The sequence below is a fragment of the Orrella sp. 11846 genome (assembly GCF_048820935.1).
Taxonomy (GTDB): domain Bacteria; phylum Pseudomonadota; class Gammaproteobacteria; order Burkholderiales; family Burkholderiaceae_B; genus Algicoccus.
The window spans coordinates 1-16,114 of the sequence record NZ_JBMERD010000001.1; the positions used below are offsets into that span (position 1 = coordinate 1).

17 protein-coding genes are annotated in these 16,114 nt (G+C 48.9%); 11 read left to right on the forward strand and 6 right to left on the reverse strand.

Annotated elements, in window-relative coordinates; all coding sequences use genetic code 11:
• The 4 genes from ACOI06_RS00005 to ACOI06_RS00020 form a co-directional block, all read right to left on the reverse strand.
• Positions 1-362, reverse strand: a 362-nt coding sequence (locus ACOI06_RS00005; protein WP_420660355.1) for an AAA family ATPase, incomplete at its 3' end; no start/stop codon positions are given.
• Positions 363-659: 297 nt separating this feature from the next.
• Positions 660-1,112, reverse strand: a complete 453-nt coding sequence (locus ACOI06_RS00010; protein ID WP_420660356.1) for a DUF805 domain-containing protein — start codon at positions 1,110-1,112, stop codon at positions 660-662.
• Positions 1,109-2,053, reverse strand: a complete 945-nt coding sequence (locus ACOI06_RS00015) for an NAD-dependent epimerase/dehydratase family protein (RefSeq protein ID WP_420660357.1) — start codon at positions 2,051-2,053, stop codon at positions 1,109-1,111. The genes ACOI06_RS00010 and ACOI06_RS00015 overlap by 4 nt, the downstream gene beginning before the upstream one ends.
• Positions 2,050-2,967 carry a class I SAM-dependent methyltransferase gene (locus ACOI06_RS00020; protein ID WP_420660358.1) on the reverse strand — a complete coding sequence of 306 codons (918 nt, stop codon included), beginning with the start codon at positions 2,965-2,967 and terminating at the stop codon, positions 2,050-2,052. Before ACOI06_RS00020 ends, ACOI06_RS00015 begins: the two co-directional genes overlap by 4 nt.
• 170 nt (positions 2,968-3,137) lie before the next feature.
• Here ACOI06_RS00020 and ACOI06_RS00025 point away from each other — a divergent pair, with 170 nt between their 5' ends.
• The 5 genes from ACOI06_RS00025 to ACOI06_RS00045 all read left to right on the forward strand — a co-directional run bounded on the left by ACOI06_RS00025 (position 3,138) and on the right by ACOI06_RS00045 (position 7,012).
• Complete coding sequence (locus ACOI06_RS00025) at positions 3,138-3,983, forward strand: haloacid dehalogenase-like hydrolase (RefSeq protein ID WP_420660359.1); 846 nt, start codon at positions 3,138-3,140, stop codon at positions 3,981-3,983.
• Entirely contained in the window at positions 3,976-4,542 is a 567-nt protein-coding gene (tadA, locus tag ACOI06_RS00030; protein ID WP_420660361.1) for a tRNA adenosine(34) deaminase TadA, read from the forward strand. The genes ACOI06_RS00025 and tadA overlap by 8 nt, the downstream gene beginning before the upstream one ends.
• A gap of 28 nt (positions 4,543-4,570) precedes the next feature.
• Positions 4,571-5,530, forward strand: a complete 960-nt coding sequence (locus tag ACOI06_RS00035; RefSeq protein WP_420660363.1) for an LD-carboxypeptidase — start codon at positions 4,571-4,573, stop codon at positions 5,528-5,530.
• Positions 5,531-5,575: 45 nt separating this feature from the next.
• Positions 5,576-6,622 carry a tRNA (adenosine(37)-N6)-threonylcarbamoyltransferase complex transferase subunit TsaD gene (gene tsaD, locus ACOI06_RS00040; protein ID WP_420660365.1) on the forward strand — a complete coding sequence of 349 codons (1,047 nt, stop codon included), beginning with the start codon at positions 5,576-5,578 and terminating at the stop codon, positions 6,620-6,622.
• A 198-nt stretch (positions 6,623-6,820) separates the two neighbouring features.
• Positions 6,821-7,012 carry a hypothetical protein gene (locus ACOI06_RS00045; protein ID WP_420660367.1) on the forward strand — a complete coding sequence of 64 codons (192 nt, stop codon included), beginning with the start codon at positions 6,821-6,823 and terminating at the stop codon, positions 7,010-7,012.
• A 615-nt stretch (positions 7,013-7,627) separates the two neighbouring features.
• Here ACOI06_RS00045 and plsY read toward each other — a convergent pair.
• On the reverse strand, positions 7,628-8,263 hold the full coding sequence (gene plsY / locus ACOI06_RS00050) for a glycerol-3-phosphate 1-O-acyltransferase PlsY (RefSeq protein ID WP_420660368.1): 636 nt from the start codon (positions 8,261-8,263) through the stop codon (positions 7,628-7,630).
• Positions 8,264-8,415: 152 nt separating this feature from the next.
• On the opposite strand from plsY, the gene surE reads away from it, so the two are divergent.
• From surE to rlmD, 5 genes are read left to right on the forward strand one after another with little or no spacing between them, the layout of a single operon-like run.
• Entirely contained in the window at positions 8,416-9,165 is a 750-nt protein-coding gene (gene surE / locus ACOI06_RS00055; protein WP_420660711.1) for a 5'/3'-nucleotidase SurE, read from the forward strand.
• A 23-nt stretch (positions 9,166-9,188) separates the two neighbouring features.
• Positions 9,189-9,980, forward strand: coding sequence for a protein-L-isoaspartate(D-aspartate) O-methyltransferase (locus ACOI06_RS00060; protein ID WP_420660370.1), 792 nt, complete (start codon positions 9,189-9,191; stop codon positions 9,978-9,980).
• A 13-nt stretch (positions 9,981-9,993) separates the two neighbouring features.
• Complete coding sequence (locus tag ACOI06_RS00065; RefSeq protein WP_420660371.1) at positions 9,994-10,737, forward strand: peptidoglycan DD-metalloendopeptidase family protein; 744 nt, start codon at positions 9,994-9,996, stop codon at positions 10,735-10,737.
• Between the two features lie 16 nt (positions 10,738-10,753).
• A complete protein-coding gene (locus ACOI06_RS00070; protein WP_420660372.1) occupies positions 10,754-11,533 on the forward strand; it encodes a 3'-5' exonuclease in 780 nt (259 codons plus the stop codon).
• Complete coding sequence (rlmD, locus tag ACOI06_RS00075) at positions 11,530-12,861, forward strand: 23S rRNA (uracil(1939)-C(5))-methyltransferase RlmD (RefSeq protein WP_420660374.1); 1,332 nt, start codon at positions 11,530-11,532, stop codon at positions 12,859-12,861. The genes ACOI06_RS00070 and rlmD overlap by 4 nt, the downstream gene beginning before the upstream one ends.
• Here rlmD and argH read toward each other — a convergent pair.
• Complete coding sequence (gene argH, locus ACOI06_RS00080) at positions 12,841-14,274, reverse strand: argininosuccinate lyase (protein WP_420660375.1); 1,434 nt, start codon at positions 14,272-14,274, stop codon at positions 12,841-12,843. The two genes, rlmD and argH, sit on opposite strands and share 21 nt — an antisense overlap.
• Positions 14,275-14,359: 85 nt before the next feature.
• Here argH and ACOI06_RS00085 point away from each other — a divergent pair, with 85 nt between their 5' ends.
• Positions 14,360-16,114 carry an NAD+ synthase gene (locus ACOI06_RS00085; protein WP_420660377.1) on the forward strand — a complete coding sequence of 585 codons (1,755 nt, stop codon included), beginning with the start codon at positions 14,360-14,362 and terminating at the stop codon, positions 16,112-16,114.

The window sequence follows — 16,114 nt, forward strand, 5'->3', positions numbered from 1 at the left end:
GGACGTGCTATACCGAAGCGTGGTACAGAGAAATACAGCATTTCTGAGGTAAAAATGAGACCGTCATTTGCAGTTGGCTCCAGTTCTATATCATAACCATTTGGACCGAATCGAACCGATGTTTTTAGGACCGTAGTTTCTTTGACGCCAAAGGTAAGTATTCGGTCAGCACCACCTTGTTTGGCAACCCAAACTTGCAACCTACCTTCTACGAGTTCGGATAACATGCGGAAATAAGCAACAAAATTACTTTTCCCAGAGCCATTGGCTCCGATCAGAACATTGAGATTGCTTAAATGCAGGTTTTTCAGATTCCGTATAGACTTAAAGCCAGAAATGGATAAGGTTTTGATTTCACTCATTTTTATTTCCGGTGAGGCTAAGCATTACGGTTTGTTTTGTGAGATTGTTGGAGATTTTCATAATAAAACAACCAGCAACTCTGCTCTCGGTGTAATTTCATTGTTGGTTCGATAGGTTTGCGTGGTTGGAAATCCATCCAGTACAGCTTGTCATTGTAGCTGACCTTATCGTTTTGACTATTCGTGTGAGCGACAGTTTATTGCATCAAAATGTTCCAATTTTTTAATATGAATTTAGAAAAATTTAAGATAAAACCAAACCTAGTACATTCGAGCTGTGTGGCTGTGGCAAACCGTTCAGGAGTCACGACGGTTTTTTAGATCCAGATAACTAGCATCTCCAGTCTGTTTAGGGTCGATTGATGGAACTTCACGTGTTCTGTTGCGTTCATCTCTGGGATTTGGACCATACCTGTTAGGTCCGGCTTGACTCTTTAACAATAGAAGAATAAGCAGTATCAGAGTGCCTATGAGTGCAATAAATCCGACCATAAACCACCAGCCACTACGACCTGAGTCATGTAAACGACGGATACAGATAGCTATCGAGGGTATTGTTTGAAACAGAATGTAAATTCCCGATAGAAAGCCCACACCAAACTCTGGATTTAACTGATCCATCCCAACGTCTGCAACGATGAGTACCAAGGTCACGATCAGATTGATGACAAAGAATGACCAGTACTCTGCGCGTGAGGCTCGTCCATCAAACACTGCGTACTTTTTGAAAGCTTGTACGTAACCGTTCAATTTGGCTCCTTTCTGATCGCTTCGATCATGGTTTGATAGCCACTCAGTGCATTAGGCCATTCACACTCAAACCCTGTGCTTTTTAAAAGCGCATTACTCAAGCGCCTTTGTTGAATACCAGGTGTATAACGTGAGGGATCTGTCGTGCGTGATGGCACAGGAACATCAAGTTGTTTGGCCAGCGTGTCATAAAACTGGTGTGCTGGCAAGGGGCTGTCATCTGTGCCGATATAAATCGAAGGTTTGGGTGCAGGTGTTTTTTGAGCTTGTGGAGCTTGTGCAGTTTGTTGAGTTCGTTGCAACAAATGTAAACAAGCCCTAGCTGCATCTCGGATATGAATGCGATTGACCCAGTAATCAGGGTCTTCTGGCAATAGAATGCGGCCCGCCATCAATGAGCGCAATGCTCGGTCACGACCTGGGCCATACAAACCACTTAAGCGTAGGATGCTTACTTGTCCCCGGTAGGTTGTTTGCAACCACGTTTCTGCTTGTAAAAGGACTTGTCCATTGAATCGATCGGGTTCGGTTGGGGTCGACTCATCAATCCAGCCAGTTAGTGCCCGATCATAAACAGCCGTTGAAGTGACCATCAAGATGTGTGGTAGTCGGGCCTGAGTCATAAGTTGTGCGCACAGGGTTTGTAAACCCGTCAGAAATGTGTGCTCATAGCCTTGGCGTGTGAACGCATCGGGTGTTGGACAGTACACCACGTGGGTGATGTCGGTGGGCAAGGCTTTGAGTGATTCGCGATCGGTCAGATCGGCTGCGATGGTTCTGAAATGATCACTGTCTTGAGCCTGATCCGAGTGATGGCGTCGCAGTGCGATGATGCGTGCCGTGGCAGCTTGCTGTTGAGGATCAAGGGCTTGTATCTGTGTTTGATAGACGCTGGCGATATGTCGCCCGAGATCGCCGTAACCTGCAATGAGTAGTTTCATGCGTTTGTCAGTGACTCCTTAAGTTCTGGTGCAAAAAATCGTTCTTTGAGAGCGGGCAATCCAATCCGATCCAATAGGCTTTCCAAACGGTCAATGGCTTGGCGCTGTGGTGAGCCTTTGCGTTGTGCCAGAATAAGCTCGTTTTTAAGGGAGTGCTCCCAGCCCACCAATTCGGTGACGGTCACTTGGTAACCATGTGCTTCAAGCTGTAAGCAACGCAACGTATTCGTGAGATGGCTGCCAAATTCTCGGGTATGAATGGGGCGACGCCACAATTCACTGATTGGATCCTGGCTATAAGGTGTTTTACTGGCACGCAATAGGCTAGCGACCTCGGCTTGACAGCAAGGCACGACCACGATGTATTCAGATTGACGCTTTAACCCAAACCGAATGGCATCGTCTGTTGCCGTGTCACAAGCGTGCAGGGCAGTGGTGATGTCGATTTGTTCAGGGATCTCTGTGCTCTCTAATGCGTCTTGGGTGTCTTGTGCTAAGAACGTCATCTGCGCCTCAAACCCGCAGTCACGGGCCAGTGCTCTGGCGCTCTCAACCAGATCTTCACGCCGTTCGATGCTGATGACTTGCGCTTGTGGTGCATGCCGACTCACAAAACGGTCAGTGAGAATAAAGCCCAGATAAGATTTACCCGCGCCATGATCAACCAATGTCCAGTTGGGTTTTTTCTCGGTCAAGGCTTTGAGGGCAGGTTCAATAAATTGATACAGATGATTGACCTGCTTTAGCTTGCGTCGACTGTCCTGATTGAGTCGACCGTCACGTGTCAAGATGTGGAGTGCCTTGAGTAAAGCAGGAGACTGGTCGGGTGCGATTTGTGCAATGGTTTGTGCATCAGCTTGGCTGGCTTTGCGTGAACGAGCGGGTTTGGCTGCAGACGAGATCGCTTTAGGCATGATGATTGAAAAAGTTATCTGAATTAAAGGAGGAGTCACCTAGTACTTGTGATCTGTCTCGAGGCAACACGTACGGAGATTCTAGTGCATCGTGTGAATCCGAAGCTGAGAAGATCCCTGCGATTGGTAAACTAGCGTTTTAATTCAGTTCACTATAGGCGGATTCCACTATGTCTGATGTCATCGCATTGGTTTTTGATTTTGATGACACTCTAGCGCCCGACAGCACATCTGGTTTTTTGCAAGAAATCGGTGTGGATGTCGAGGCTTTCTGGCGTGATGATGTGAATCCTTTGATGGCGCAAGGTTGGGATCCAGTGCCCGCGTATTTGTACGCCATGATTGAATTGTCCCGTTCTGAGAAATATGGGTTGATTACCAAAGAGCGATTGCAAGCTTGGGGTGAAAAACTACCCTTACATCAGGGTGTGACGACTGTCTTTGATCGCCTACAAAAAGTCATTACCAGCACACACCCTAAAGTTCGCCTAGAGTTTTATGTGATTTCCAGCGGTATTGGTGATGTATTGCGCCATATTCCAATTGCCTATCATTTCACACAAATCTGGGCCTCAGAGTTCTCCTACGGTAAAGACGGTGGGATTGATTTTGCGCGCCGGGTGGTGAGCTTCACAGATAAAACTCGCTATTTGTTTCAGATTCAGAAAGGTATTATCGGTCCGGCTTATGAAAGCAAGCCTTTTGAGGTCAACCGTAAAGTCAGTACCGAACACCTGCGAGTGCCCTTTGATCAAATGATCTTTGTGGGCGATGGTTACACGGATATTCCATGCTTCTCACTGGTACGCAATGCCGGAGGCGTGGCCTTTGGTGTTTGGGATCCACGTCATCGAGACACCCGACGCCGTGCTTGGGGGTTTATCGAAGACGGGCGTGTCTCAAATCTGAATCTTGCGCGTTTTGATGAGGATTCAGAGCTTTATATTTGGCTTGAGGAAGCTGTCCATAGTCTGGCCGCTCGCATTACCGTGAAAGGCAAGGCTTACGGTGGTTGATCTTATAGACACTGTGGGAGAGGGCAGCACCTCTCAAGATGCGGTTTTTATGCGTCTAGCGCTTGAAATGGCGCAACAAGCGGCCGATGCCGATGAGGTCCCCGTGGGTGCGGTGCTTGTGAATGCGCAAGGTGAAATTGTGGGACGCGGTGCCAATGCGGTTTTGCGACGCTGCGATCCGAGTGCACATGCTGAAATTATGGCTATGCGTGAGGCTGGTCTTGCTTTAAACAACTACCGCTTACCGGACCTAACGCTCTACGTCACTTTAGAACCCTGCACCATGTGCTTGGGTGCGATTTTTCATGCGCGTATTGCACGTTTGGTTTATGGTGCCAGTGATCCAAAGACTGGCGCTTGTGGTGGCCGCCTAGATCTCACAGAAAAAGGTCTGATCAACTATCATTGCGAGATTGAAGGTGGTGTGCTTGCTGAGGATTGCGCAAAAATGCTGACTCGCTTTTTCTCACAAAGACGACAGCGTCAAGCTGAGAAAAAACGCATCGAACAACAACGTGCTGAACAAGAAACGATCCCACAAAACCCTGCCAAGTCCTGAAGAACCCATCTAATTTTGAGTAATTTACATGTCTGATCATCACAATCACGATTCTGAACCGTCCTCATCTTGTGGTCACTCGCATGACCATAGTGAGAGTAATCCTGATATTTACGTCATTTCCCCATCAGGCGCAGTTCCAACGCGGGAACGTCTTGAGTTAGGGGCAAAGAACTTACGATCTCTAGGGTTTGGTGTGACATTGGATCCAGATGCGGCTTGTCAGTACTCACGGTTTGGTGGAACGGATGCACAAAGGCTGGCCGCGATTGAGCGTAGTCTGGCGCAGCCTTCAGATGTGGTGATGGCCTCACGCGGTGGGTATGGCATGACACGTCTGTTGCCGCAGATTAATTGGAAAGCCGTTGCAGACAGTGGCAAACGTTTTATTGGGCACAGTGACTTCACAGCATTCAACCTGGCGCTTCTTGCACAAACCGGTGCACCGAGTCTGACTGGACCGAACGTGTCAACAGATTTTGGGGAAGAAATGCCCGATGAACTGATGACGGATTTGTTTGTTGAGACGTTGCGGGGCGAATTACAAATCCTAAGTTTTGAAAGCCCGGACTCAGACGAGTTTGATGGGCGGGGGATACTTTGGGGTGGCAACTTGGCGATGTTGATGACATTGCTCGGCACGCCTTATTTTCCCGCGATTCAGGATGGCATCTTATTTGTTGAGGATGTGCATGAACACCCGTATCGGGTTGAGCGCATGTTGTTGCAGCTCTTGCAAGCTGGGGTATTGGCCAAGCAACAAGCTTTGATACTGGGGCAATTTACCGACTATCGTTTATCCGCAGCTGATCAAGGTTACGATCTGGACGAGGTGATTGCCTATATTCGTCAGACAGCGGGTATTCCTGTCATCACAGGATTGCCTTATGGACACGTGCCTTTAAAAGCGACTTTGCCCATCGGTGTGCAGGTTGGATTGGCCACTGAAGATGACATGGCGTATTTGGTCTTAGATGAGCATGAGTGAGTTGTATCAGTTGTTTTATCTGTGGGTGAGTTTGGAGTACGTTGCATGATCGTCCTTGGGTTTGAAAGTTCTTGTGATGAAACCGGTGTGGCGCTTGTTTGCGCCAAGCGTGGTGTATTGGCACATGCCTTGCACTCGCAAGTGGCCATGCATGCAGAATATGGTGGGGTGGTGCCTGAACTCGCATCACGTGACCACGTACGACATGTCATTCCACTGACACGTCAGGTCTTAAAAGACGCACAATTGACTCTAGAAGATGTCGATGCGCTGGCGTATACCGCAGGTCCTGGTTTAGCCGGTGCTTTGCTAGTGGGTGCAGGGGCAGCCCAATCAATCGCTTGGTCTTTAGGTAAACCCGCATTTGCGATTCACCATCTGGAAGGTCATTTGTTGTCACCTCGCTTGGCAGATCCAAAGCCTGAATTTCCATTTGTCGCGCTCTTGGTGTCTGGTGGTCATACTCAACTGATGCAAGTGCGTCATGTGGGTGATTACACCTTATTGGGTGAGACACTCGATGATGCGGCGGGCGAAGCCTTTGATAAAACTGCCAAGCTCTTGGGATTGGGTTATCCAGGTGGTCCAGCACTGTCACGTCTTGCTGAAGAAGGTGATCCGCGTGCATTTGATTTGCCCAGACCATTGATTCACAGACCTGATCTGGACTTTAGTTTTAGCGGACTTAAAACAGCCGTCTTACAGCGTACAAAGACTTTAGGCGGGCTGGATCAAATGACGCATCAGCAACGTGCTGATTTGGCCGCTGCGACACAAATGGCGATTGTCGATGTCTTGGTGTCGAAGGCGACTGCGGCGATGCGCCAGGTCAAGTCTCCACGTTTGGTGGTTGCAGGTGGTGTGGGTGCGAATGCACTTTTACGCAAACGTCTGTATGCACAAGCTGAAAAGTTTGGATTTGAAGTGTATTTTCCACCACTGGATTTGTGTACGGACAATGGGGCGATGATTGCCTATGCGGCGGCAGAGCGTTTAAACGCAGGTTTGCTGGATCCGAAAGGGCAAAGCGATATTTTTGAGGTGCGTGCACGCTGGCCGCTCGATCAGCTGTCGCATCAATCAACTCCCTAACGTCACTGATATTCCAAATATTTCTAGACTAATTACATGAGCCACGTTAATCTCAACCAAATTAGCCAGTCAATATCAATTGACAGTGATTTTCTACTCAAGTAGATGAAATCATTGAGAGTTCTTAATCACGCATTCTGACAGAAAAATAAGTGAACATACTATTTAACGCAGTCTTTCGAGTCAGTAGAAAATATTATGAAAAACTTAATAATTGGTTTAATTGGACTGATTGTGCTGGGTGTTAGTCAACCAGCATTTGCGGTTAAGGTGTTTTGTGTTTTAGAGACTTATGAAGCCAGAAACAAGAATAAATGGTTTACTGAAATATTTGACACAAAAAAGAATTTAAACACACTTGAGACTGAGTTTTTTAAAGCATCTTTATAGTAAGCGTTTGATAAATCATGACGGCTCATATCACTGCACAACAGACAAAGAGCCTCTGTAGGATCAGAATAATCGATATCAGATTTCAATCGAAGAAAGTCATAAAAGGTTAATAAATCATAGAAATGCTTATTCTTTACCAACAAAAATCATCGATTGGCGACCGGGATCTACAGCCAAGCCTGGCAAACCCAGTTCAAGTCAGTCAGTAGCAGCTCCTGCAGCAAAGAAGCCTCAGTCACCTAAGCCTAATCTGCAAGCAGCGCCGAAAGATCTGAGTCACTGTATCAGCGTCACCCATAAATCGACAGGTCGAGCTTATTTGAAAAATTCTTGTGATTTAAAACTAAATGTTCGTTATTGTGTCGAAAGTACACAAAGCTCGTTTAACTGTGCGTCGAAACAATTCGGTCTCAAAACTCTTGAGGCCGGTGCTCAGAGTGGGATTCCATTCTATAAGCATGACGGGGGAGGGATATTCGGTGGGCGGCCTGTGAATATCCCAAGAGTTCAGCAGACTGGAATTTAAGCAACAGTACTTATATTTGTCGTTAACAGTCCAACCATCGTTCACACCATTGTTGTACGAATCAAAAAACGGTGATTAGCCGGTAGTTATTTTTTCTTGCGCTTGCCAAACTTGGGTTCCGTTCCTTTGAGTAAACGTGAGATGTTGGCTGCATGTCGATACAACAGCATGACACTCATAAAGATAATCGCCAGTAATAAATAAGGATTAAGGGTCCAAAACGAGTCTGCGCCTAATAGGTAATAAGTGGGTACCAGAACGGCTGCCATAATCGCTGCAAGTGATGACATGCGTGAGGTGTAAGCCACTGCAAGCCAAGTGATTAAGGTAAAGAGACCTAACCAGGGTGAGATTGCTAACAGAATACCGAGTGCAGTAGCGACACCTTTGCCACCTTTGAACTTTAAGAAAACGGGATATAAGTGCCCCAGAAAGGCGGCAACACAAGCCAAGGCAACGGCGCTGGCGCTGTAGTTCGTGACAACACCTGCAAGCCAAACTGCAAACCAACCCTTAAAGGCATCTCCTAAAAGTGTCAGGACAGCAGCAGTTTTATTCCCTGAGCGTAAAACATTGGTGGCGCCTGGGTTGCCAGAACCATAGCGACGGGGATCTTGTAAACCGAAGACCTTGCTCCAGACCACCGCAAAGGGGATAGAACCCAACAGGTAAGCGATGACGATGATGATCAGGTTGTAGGCATTGGGATCAAGAGTGTCCATGTTGTCTTGTGTCTCTTTTGTTCAAAGTTTGACTGCCCTGCGTATACGCAATTACATAGGGGCTTGATGCGCACAGTTTAAACCGTTGCACCTGAGTTCTGATGCCGAGCACAGTACAATGGTGGATGTTGCCTAATTATTTGTATTTTTCTATGAAGATTCTGATTTCCAATGACGATGGTTATAGTGCACCCGGGATTGAGATGCTCTATGAAGTACTCAAGCCTTTTGCACAGATCACCGTCATTGCGCCGGAAGTGAACCACAGTGGTGCGTCTAACTCATTGACGTTGAATCGGCCGTTGCAAGTTCGCAAGGCGAATAACGGTTTTTATGTGGTGAACGGCACGCCTTCGGATTGTGTGCACATTGCGTTGACAGGTTTGTTAGATTTCAAACCAGATTTGGTGGTGTCTGGCATCAACAATGGTGCGAATATGGGGGACGATACCTTGTATTCAGGAACTGTTGCGGCTGCGACTGAGGCCCATTTGTTTGGTATCCCTGCCATTGCGTTTTCTTTGGTGGATCGACACTGGAACCATTTGGATGCGGCAGGCCGGATTGCTAGAGAAGTGACATTGCGATTTATCCAGTCACCGCCTGTGGAGCAGGCGCTGCTGAATGTGAATATTCCTAGCTGCGAATATGAAGACATGCAAGGGGTTGTGATGACCCGCTTGGGTAAACGCCACAGTTCGCAACCGGTGATCCCAGCCACCAATCCCAGTGGAGAAACGGTTTATTGGATTGGGCCTGCAGGTGATGCGAGCGATCATTCGCGTGGCACGGACTTTCATGCCGTTTATAATCGCAAGGTCTCGGTCACGCCGCTTCGTTTGGATTTGACGCACGATTTACAATTAGGAGCCGTGCAGCGTTGGCTGACAACGCAACCGTAATTTGGGTCATGAGGAACTAAAACGTGACACGTAAGCCATGGGCCGATCCGTTTAAAGGATTTCGGGCTGCCAATAGCAATACTCGGATTCTGAAACCTGGTGAACCTTTACGGGGATCACCGAGTGCGGCTCTGCGTGCACAGCCTGTGTTGACGGGTTCACCCGACAATCTGGGCTTAACATCAGAACGATTGCGTCAGCGTATGGTGGAACGTTTACAGTTAAGGGACATTCATGATCAAAAGGTGCTGGCAGCGATGCGCGCTGTCCCTCGGCATTTGTTTGTGGATGAGGCGTTGGCCAGCCGTGCCTATGAAGATGTGTCTTTGCCCATCGGACATGGTCAGACGATTTCTCAACCCTGGGTTGTAGCGCACATGGTCTCATTGCTCCATGAGTCCGGAAAAACCGATAAGATTCTAGAGGTTGGGGCTGGTTGTGGATATCAAGCGGCGGTGTTGGCGAGGATTTATAAACGCGTTTATGCCGTTGAACGGGTTCGTCCGTTGTACGATGTCACAAAGGCGCGTTTACAGCGGCTTGGTTTGGAACAGGTACATTTACACTATGGCGATGGCATGCTGGGCTGGAAAACGCATGCGCCTTACGATGCCATCGTGGTTGCAGCAGCGGGTCTAGAAATCCCAAATGCGTTATTGCAACAGTTGAAAGTAGGTGGGCGACTGATTGCGCCCGAAGGACAGGAAAGCCAGCGACTGGTGTTGATTGTGCGTGAACAAGCGCAGCACTGGTCAAGGCAAGTGCTTGATGATGTGCGCTTTGTGCCGCTCAAGCCAGGTTTACAGATATCTTGAATTGGAGAGACGGATGAAGGAAATCCGCGCTTTAACTGAACATTTTGTGGATCAGACGGTCACTCAACGTCGTCCTTTGGCACGTTGGTACGCTGTCGCGGGTGCAGCCGTGTTAATCGCTTTGGCGGGTTGCTCCGGGACTGGGATGTCACCGGTGACTGATCTGGGCGCTGAGAGTTATACCGTGCGCTCGGGTGATACGTTGTCGTCGATTTCACGACGTACCGGGGTGAGCGTGGCTGAACTTCAGCGTCTGAACGGAATTTCAAATCCGAGCATGATTCGTCCCGGACAGCGTTTGCGCTTGGGTAGCGGCGCTCAATTGGCTTCTGGCGGCAGTCAAAAACCTTTGGAGCCTGCAAAAACAATCCCATCCGTTGATAAAGCCAAACTCAATATGATGTGGCCTACAAAAGGGAAAGTCACACAACGCTATAGCAAAGAGTCCCAAGGGATTGATATCGTCGGTGAGGTTGGCCAGCCTGTGCATGCAGCTACCGCGGGTAAAGTGGCTTATGCGGGTAATGGTGTGCGCGGTTTGGGTAATCTCATCATCCTTGAACACTCAGATGGCTATATGACGGTTTATGCACACAATGAGAAACTGCTGGTGAAAGTGGGCGACAACGTCGCACGTGGTTCACAAATTGCCACATTGGGACAGACTGAAACCACGTCACCCCGACTGCACTTTGAGGTGCGCCGTAAATCGGGTGAGATTCTTGATCCCATGGCCTATTTGCCGGATAACAATTAATCGCTGAGTTTAAAGAATGATTCCGATGCTTGTTTTTGATCTGGAAACGATTCCAGATGCGGCTGGCTTGCGCAAATTAAATCAATGGCATGATTTAGACGATGATGCTGTTGTCGAGCGGGCGTTTGCCGAGCGAGAAGAAAAAACAGGTAGTACGTTCATGCCGCACTATCTTCAACAGATTGTGGCCATCAGTTGCGTGTTTCGTGATGACAGTGGCGTGCGGGTCAAAAGTCTGGGGCAGCCCGATGACCCCGAAGAGGTTCTCATCACGCAGTTTTTTAAAACCATCGACCATTACACACCACAGATCGTGAGCTGGAACGGATCAGGGTTTGATTTACCCGTTTTGCATTACCGCAGCTTAATTCATGGTTTGACGGCCGTCCGTTATTGGGAAACTGGTAAAGATGATCGTGACTTTAAGTGGAATAACTATCAAAGTCGATATCATGATCGCCACCTTGATCTGATGGATGTGCTGGCACGCTTTACGGGTCGCGCCAATGCGCCGCTTGATGACCTCGCCAAACTGTGTGGTTTTGCAGGCAAACTTGGCATGGATGGCAGTCAAGTCTGGTCAGCTTGGCAAGATGGGAAGATTGATGAGATCAGAGCGTATTGTGAAACAGATGTGATCAATACTTGGTTGTTAACTTGCCGCTTCAATTTGATGCGCGGTGAATTGACACAGCAAGCCTACGACCATGAAGTCAAGATGGTATTCGATTTGTTAAGCCAGACACCTGGCCAGCAGTGGGATGATTATTTGCAAGCTTGGAATTACAACGCATGAGAAAACCACCACGTGAATTGATTGTTCAGATCGATAGTCTGGACGCCAAAGGGCAGGGTGTGGGTCGCGAAGAAGGCAAGATGGTCTTTGCGGAAGATGCGTTGCCAGGTGAGGTGGTGCGTGCCCGTAGTTTGCGCAATAAAACCAACTATCGCATGGTGCGTACCTTAGAGGTGCTCAAATCTTCAACGTTACGCACACGGCCTCGTTGTCCCCATTACGGCGTGTGTGGAGGCTGTGCGCTACAGCATATGGAAGCGAGTGCACAAGTTGCTCATAAGCAGCGCATGCTCGAAGAGGCGTTTGAGAGTGCGGCTGGAATGCGACCCGAACAGATGCTTGCCCCGATTCATGGACCTGATTGGGGTTATCGACATCGTGCGCGCCTAAGCGTGCGTTATGTAGCAAAGAAAGGTGAAGTCCTGGTTGGATTTCATGAAAGAAAAAGTAGCTACATTGCTGACATTCGAAGCTGTGAGGTCTTGCCACCTCAAGTCAGTGCTTTGCTCTTGCCATTGCGTGCCCTGATTGCATCAATGGATGGGATGGAACGACTGCCGCAGATTGAAGTGGCGGTGGGAGCCGATTTGACGGCACTGGTGTTGCGCCATCTTGAACCGCTGAGTGATGCCGATCAGCAAGCTTTGAGACAATTTGCCCAAACGCACGGTGTGCAATGGTGGTTGCAGCCAGCAGGGCCAGACTCGATTCATTTGCTAGATGCCGATGACACACGAGAGCTCGCATACAAATTGCCTGAGTTCGGTTTGAACATGGTGTTTCGTCCAACTGACTTTACGCAGGTGAATCCAGCGATCAACCGTGTGATGGTACGACGTGCGGTGAATTTACTGGATCCGAAGCCGCATGAACGAATTTTGGATCTCTTCTGTGGTTTGGGTAACTTTACATTGCCACTGGCCAGACAAAGTGTTCAAGTGCTTGGCTTGGAAGGCAGTGAGACGCTGGTGCAGCGTGCTCGCGATGGGGCCGCTGCCCATGGACTGACCAATGCGTCGTTTGAGGCGCGTGATCTCTTTGAAATGACACCTGAAAGCCTCATGGCATTAGGCCGTTTTGATGCATGGTTGATTGACCCAGCGCGCGAAGGCGCTTTGGCGGTTGTTGAAGCGTTGGCCGAAGTCGTGACAAAATTGGATCCGTCTTTCCGACCTCGACGCATTGTCTATGTGTCCTGTAATCCGGCCACTTTGGCACGCGATGCGGCCGTCTTACATCACAAAGCAGGTTTTCAATTGAAGGCGGCTGGTGTGATCAATATGTTTGCGCACACCAACCACGTGGAATCAATTGCTGTTTTTGAATGAGGCGATGCGTGATAGCAACGCTTGAGCGGCTTTGGTGACCTGTGCTGGGGCCGTGCCACCCTCATGGTTACGAGCATTGAGCGAGCCTTCGAGTGTCAGCACGTCATAGACATCTTGCTCGATTTTTTGATCAAACGCCTGTAAGTCTGCCAAGGGCAGGTCGGCCAGATCACATCCACGTTCTTCGCAGGTTCGCACAGCGAGTGCAACCACTTCGTGGGCGTCACGAAATGGTAAACCTTTTTTGACCAAGTAGTCTGCCAGATCGGTTGCGGTTGCAAAGCCTTGTAAAGCAGCGGCACGCATGGCTTCGGCATTGACCGTTACACCGTTCATCATGTCCACAAAAATGGTGAGTGTGTCGCGCACCGTGTCTGCAGTGTCAAACAAACCTTCTTTGTCTTCTTGGTTGTCTTTGTTATAGGCCAAGGGCTGCGCTTTCATCAAAGTCAGCAATGCGATCAGGTGTCCGTTGACGCGGCCGGTTTTACCGCGAGCCAGTTCAGGTACGTCTGGGTTTTTCTTTTGCGGCATGATGGAGCTACCGGTGCAGAAGCGATCGGCCAGCATGACAAATCCAACGCGTGGGCTCATCCACAGAACCAGTTCTTCTGATAAACGAGAGATGTGGGTCATGATCAAGGCGCTAGCAGCACAAAATTCAATTGCAAAGTCACGATCAGAGACAGCGTCTAGTGAGTTGCGGCAAATGCCGTCAAATCCTAAGGTTTGAGCGACTCGGTTGCGATCAATCGGAAAACTGGTGCCCGCTAAGGCGGCTGCACCCAATGGCAATTGATTGACGCGTTTGCGGCAATCGAGCATGCGATCGGTGTCACGCTCAAACATTTCGGCATAAGCCAGTAAATGGTGACCAAATGTTACGGGTTGTGCCACTTGTAGGTGGGTAAAGCCAGGCATGATGGTGCTGGCGTGTTGCAAGGCCTGCTGAGCAAGGACTTCGCGTAAATCAACTAATAGACTCACGATCTGATCAATTTGATCGCGCAGCCAAAGGCGGATGTCGGTGGCGACTTGATCGTTGCGTGAACGCCCTGTGTGCAAACGCTTGCCTGCATCACCAACGAGCTCGACGAGACGTTTTTCAATGTTGAGGTGCACGTCTTCCAGATCGATGGACCATTCGAGCTGGCCGGATTGAATTTCTTCGCGAACCTGGGCCAGTCCTTTTTGAATGGCTTGTAGATCTTCTTGTGAAAGGATCTCACAGTGGGCCAACATTTCTGCATGCGCCAAAGAGCCTTCAATATCTTGCATGGCCATGCGTTGATCAAAGTTCACCGAAGCGGTGTAACGCTTGACCAGATCAGAGACGGGTTCTGAGAAGCGGGCGGACCAAGCTTGTGATTTGTTGGCAAACTGATCCTGACGGGATTCTTTAGGTGTGTTCATAATGAAGAATTTATAGTGTGAGCTGGCGTGCAATAATGGCGCAACGCCTCAAATAAATTGACTGCGAAGTCGTTAATGGGATTTTATGACAATGATTAAGGTTGCGTTGGCACAAGTTAAACCTGTTTTGGGAGACTTTGTGGGCAATGCCCATTGTATTCTTTCACAAGCCAAATTGGCAGTTCAGCAAGATGCACAGGTACTAGTCTTACCTGAATTGGCATTGACTGGTTGTCCTGCATTGGATTTGTTGCGCAGACCTGCTTTTATACAACAGGCTGAACAAACGTTTCAGGCACTTTGCGAAGAGTTGACTCAGTTTAACAAGCTCGCAGTCCTTGTGGGTCATATCGTCCAACGTGACGGTCAGCTCTTTAATGCCGCAAGTGTCATTGTGGCCGGTGAAGTGATTCAAACGAGTCTGCAACAGCGTGTAACCGATGCGCAGGATCTGTTGCGTCAGGGGCGTTATTTCAAGCGCGGTCAGGGGCCTGTGTATTTTGAGCATGACGGCTTGCGTTTTGGGCTGACGCTAGGCTATGACACTTGGCATGAACGCACAGCGCAACAAATGCGAGATATGAAAGTTGCTGCGTGGTTTGCCTTGGAAGCCACTGTGTTTCAATCGGGAACGTTTGAGAAAAGAACGCAGGAATTGCGCGATTATGCACACATCGCACAAGCGCCATTGATTCAGGTGAACCGAGCCGGTGCACAAGGTGAGCTGGTATTCGAAGGGGCTTCCAGTGTTTTGACGGTGCAGGGTGAAGCGTTTAGTCTGCCATTTTTTGAGCCATGCACTGGGTTTGTTGGTTTACACAAACCGTCACAAACAGCTGCTGCCGTATCGCTTGGTCAAATATTGAATGCCACTCAAAATGCATCTGACTTAACCTGGCAAACCTGGGATGCTGAGGATGCAAGCGATACTGATCTGACATTGTCACGAATCTGGCAGGCACTTGTTGTGTCTGTGCGTGATTATGTCCATGACAGTGGGTTTCAGAATGTCTTGCTCGGGTTGTCTGGCGGCATGGACTCTGCGTTGGTGCTGGCCATTGCTGTTGACGCTTTGGGTGCCGATCATGTGATGACTGTCATGATGCCGTCCGATTACACCTCGGATATCTCTTTAGAAGATGCCAGTGCCATGGCCCAAGGGTTAAACGTCCGATACGAAATCATTCCGATCCGAGCTATGACCGATGCGTTTGAAACGGCCTTAGCCCCTATCTTTAGTGGGCATGGCGAGGATCTAACCGAAGAGAATATTCAGGCCCGCACGCGGGGCAATATTCTGATGTCGATTTCGAATAAATTAGGTTCCTTGGTGTTGTCAACGGGCAATAAGTCTGAGCTGTCTGCAGGCTACTGCACACTCTACGGCGATATGGTCGGGGCTTACGCAGTTTTACAGGATGTCCCCAAAACCGTGGTGTATCAACTGGCAGCTTGGCGCAATCGCCAGAGTCATGTGATCCCTACCCGTATTATTACGCGCCCACCGTCTGCTGAGCTGCGTGAGAACCAGACAGATCAGGATAGCTTGCCTGAATACGACATGATCGATGCTGTGATCGAAGGGTATGTGAATGAAGATTTGTCCGTTAGTGATTTACAAGCACGTGGTCTAGATGCGGGCGCCATTGAGCAAATGACTCGTTTGATCCGAATTGGCGAATACAAACGCCGTCAGGCCGCACCAGGTCCTAAAATCACAACACGCTCGTTTTCTTGGGACTGGCACTATCCCATGACGCATGCATTTCGTGAAACCAATGATGAGATCACAGAGATCCGCCGTCGTTTGCACGAGATGGATTCCACCGATTCAAACTAG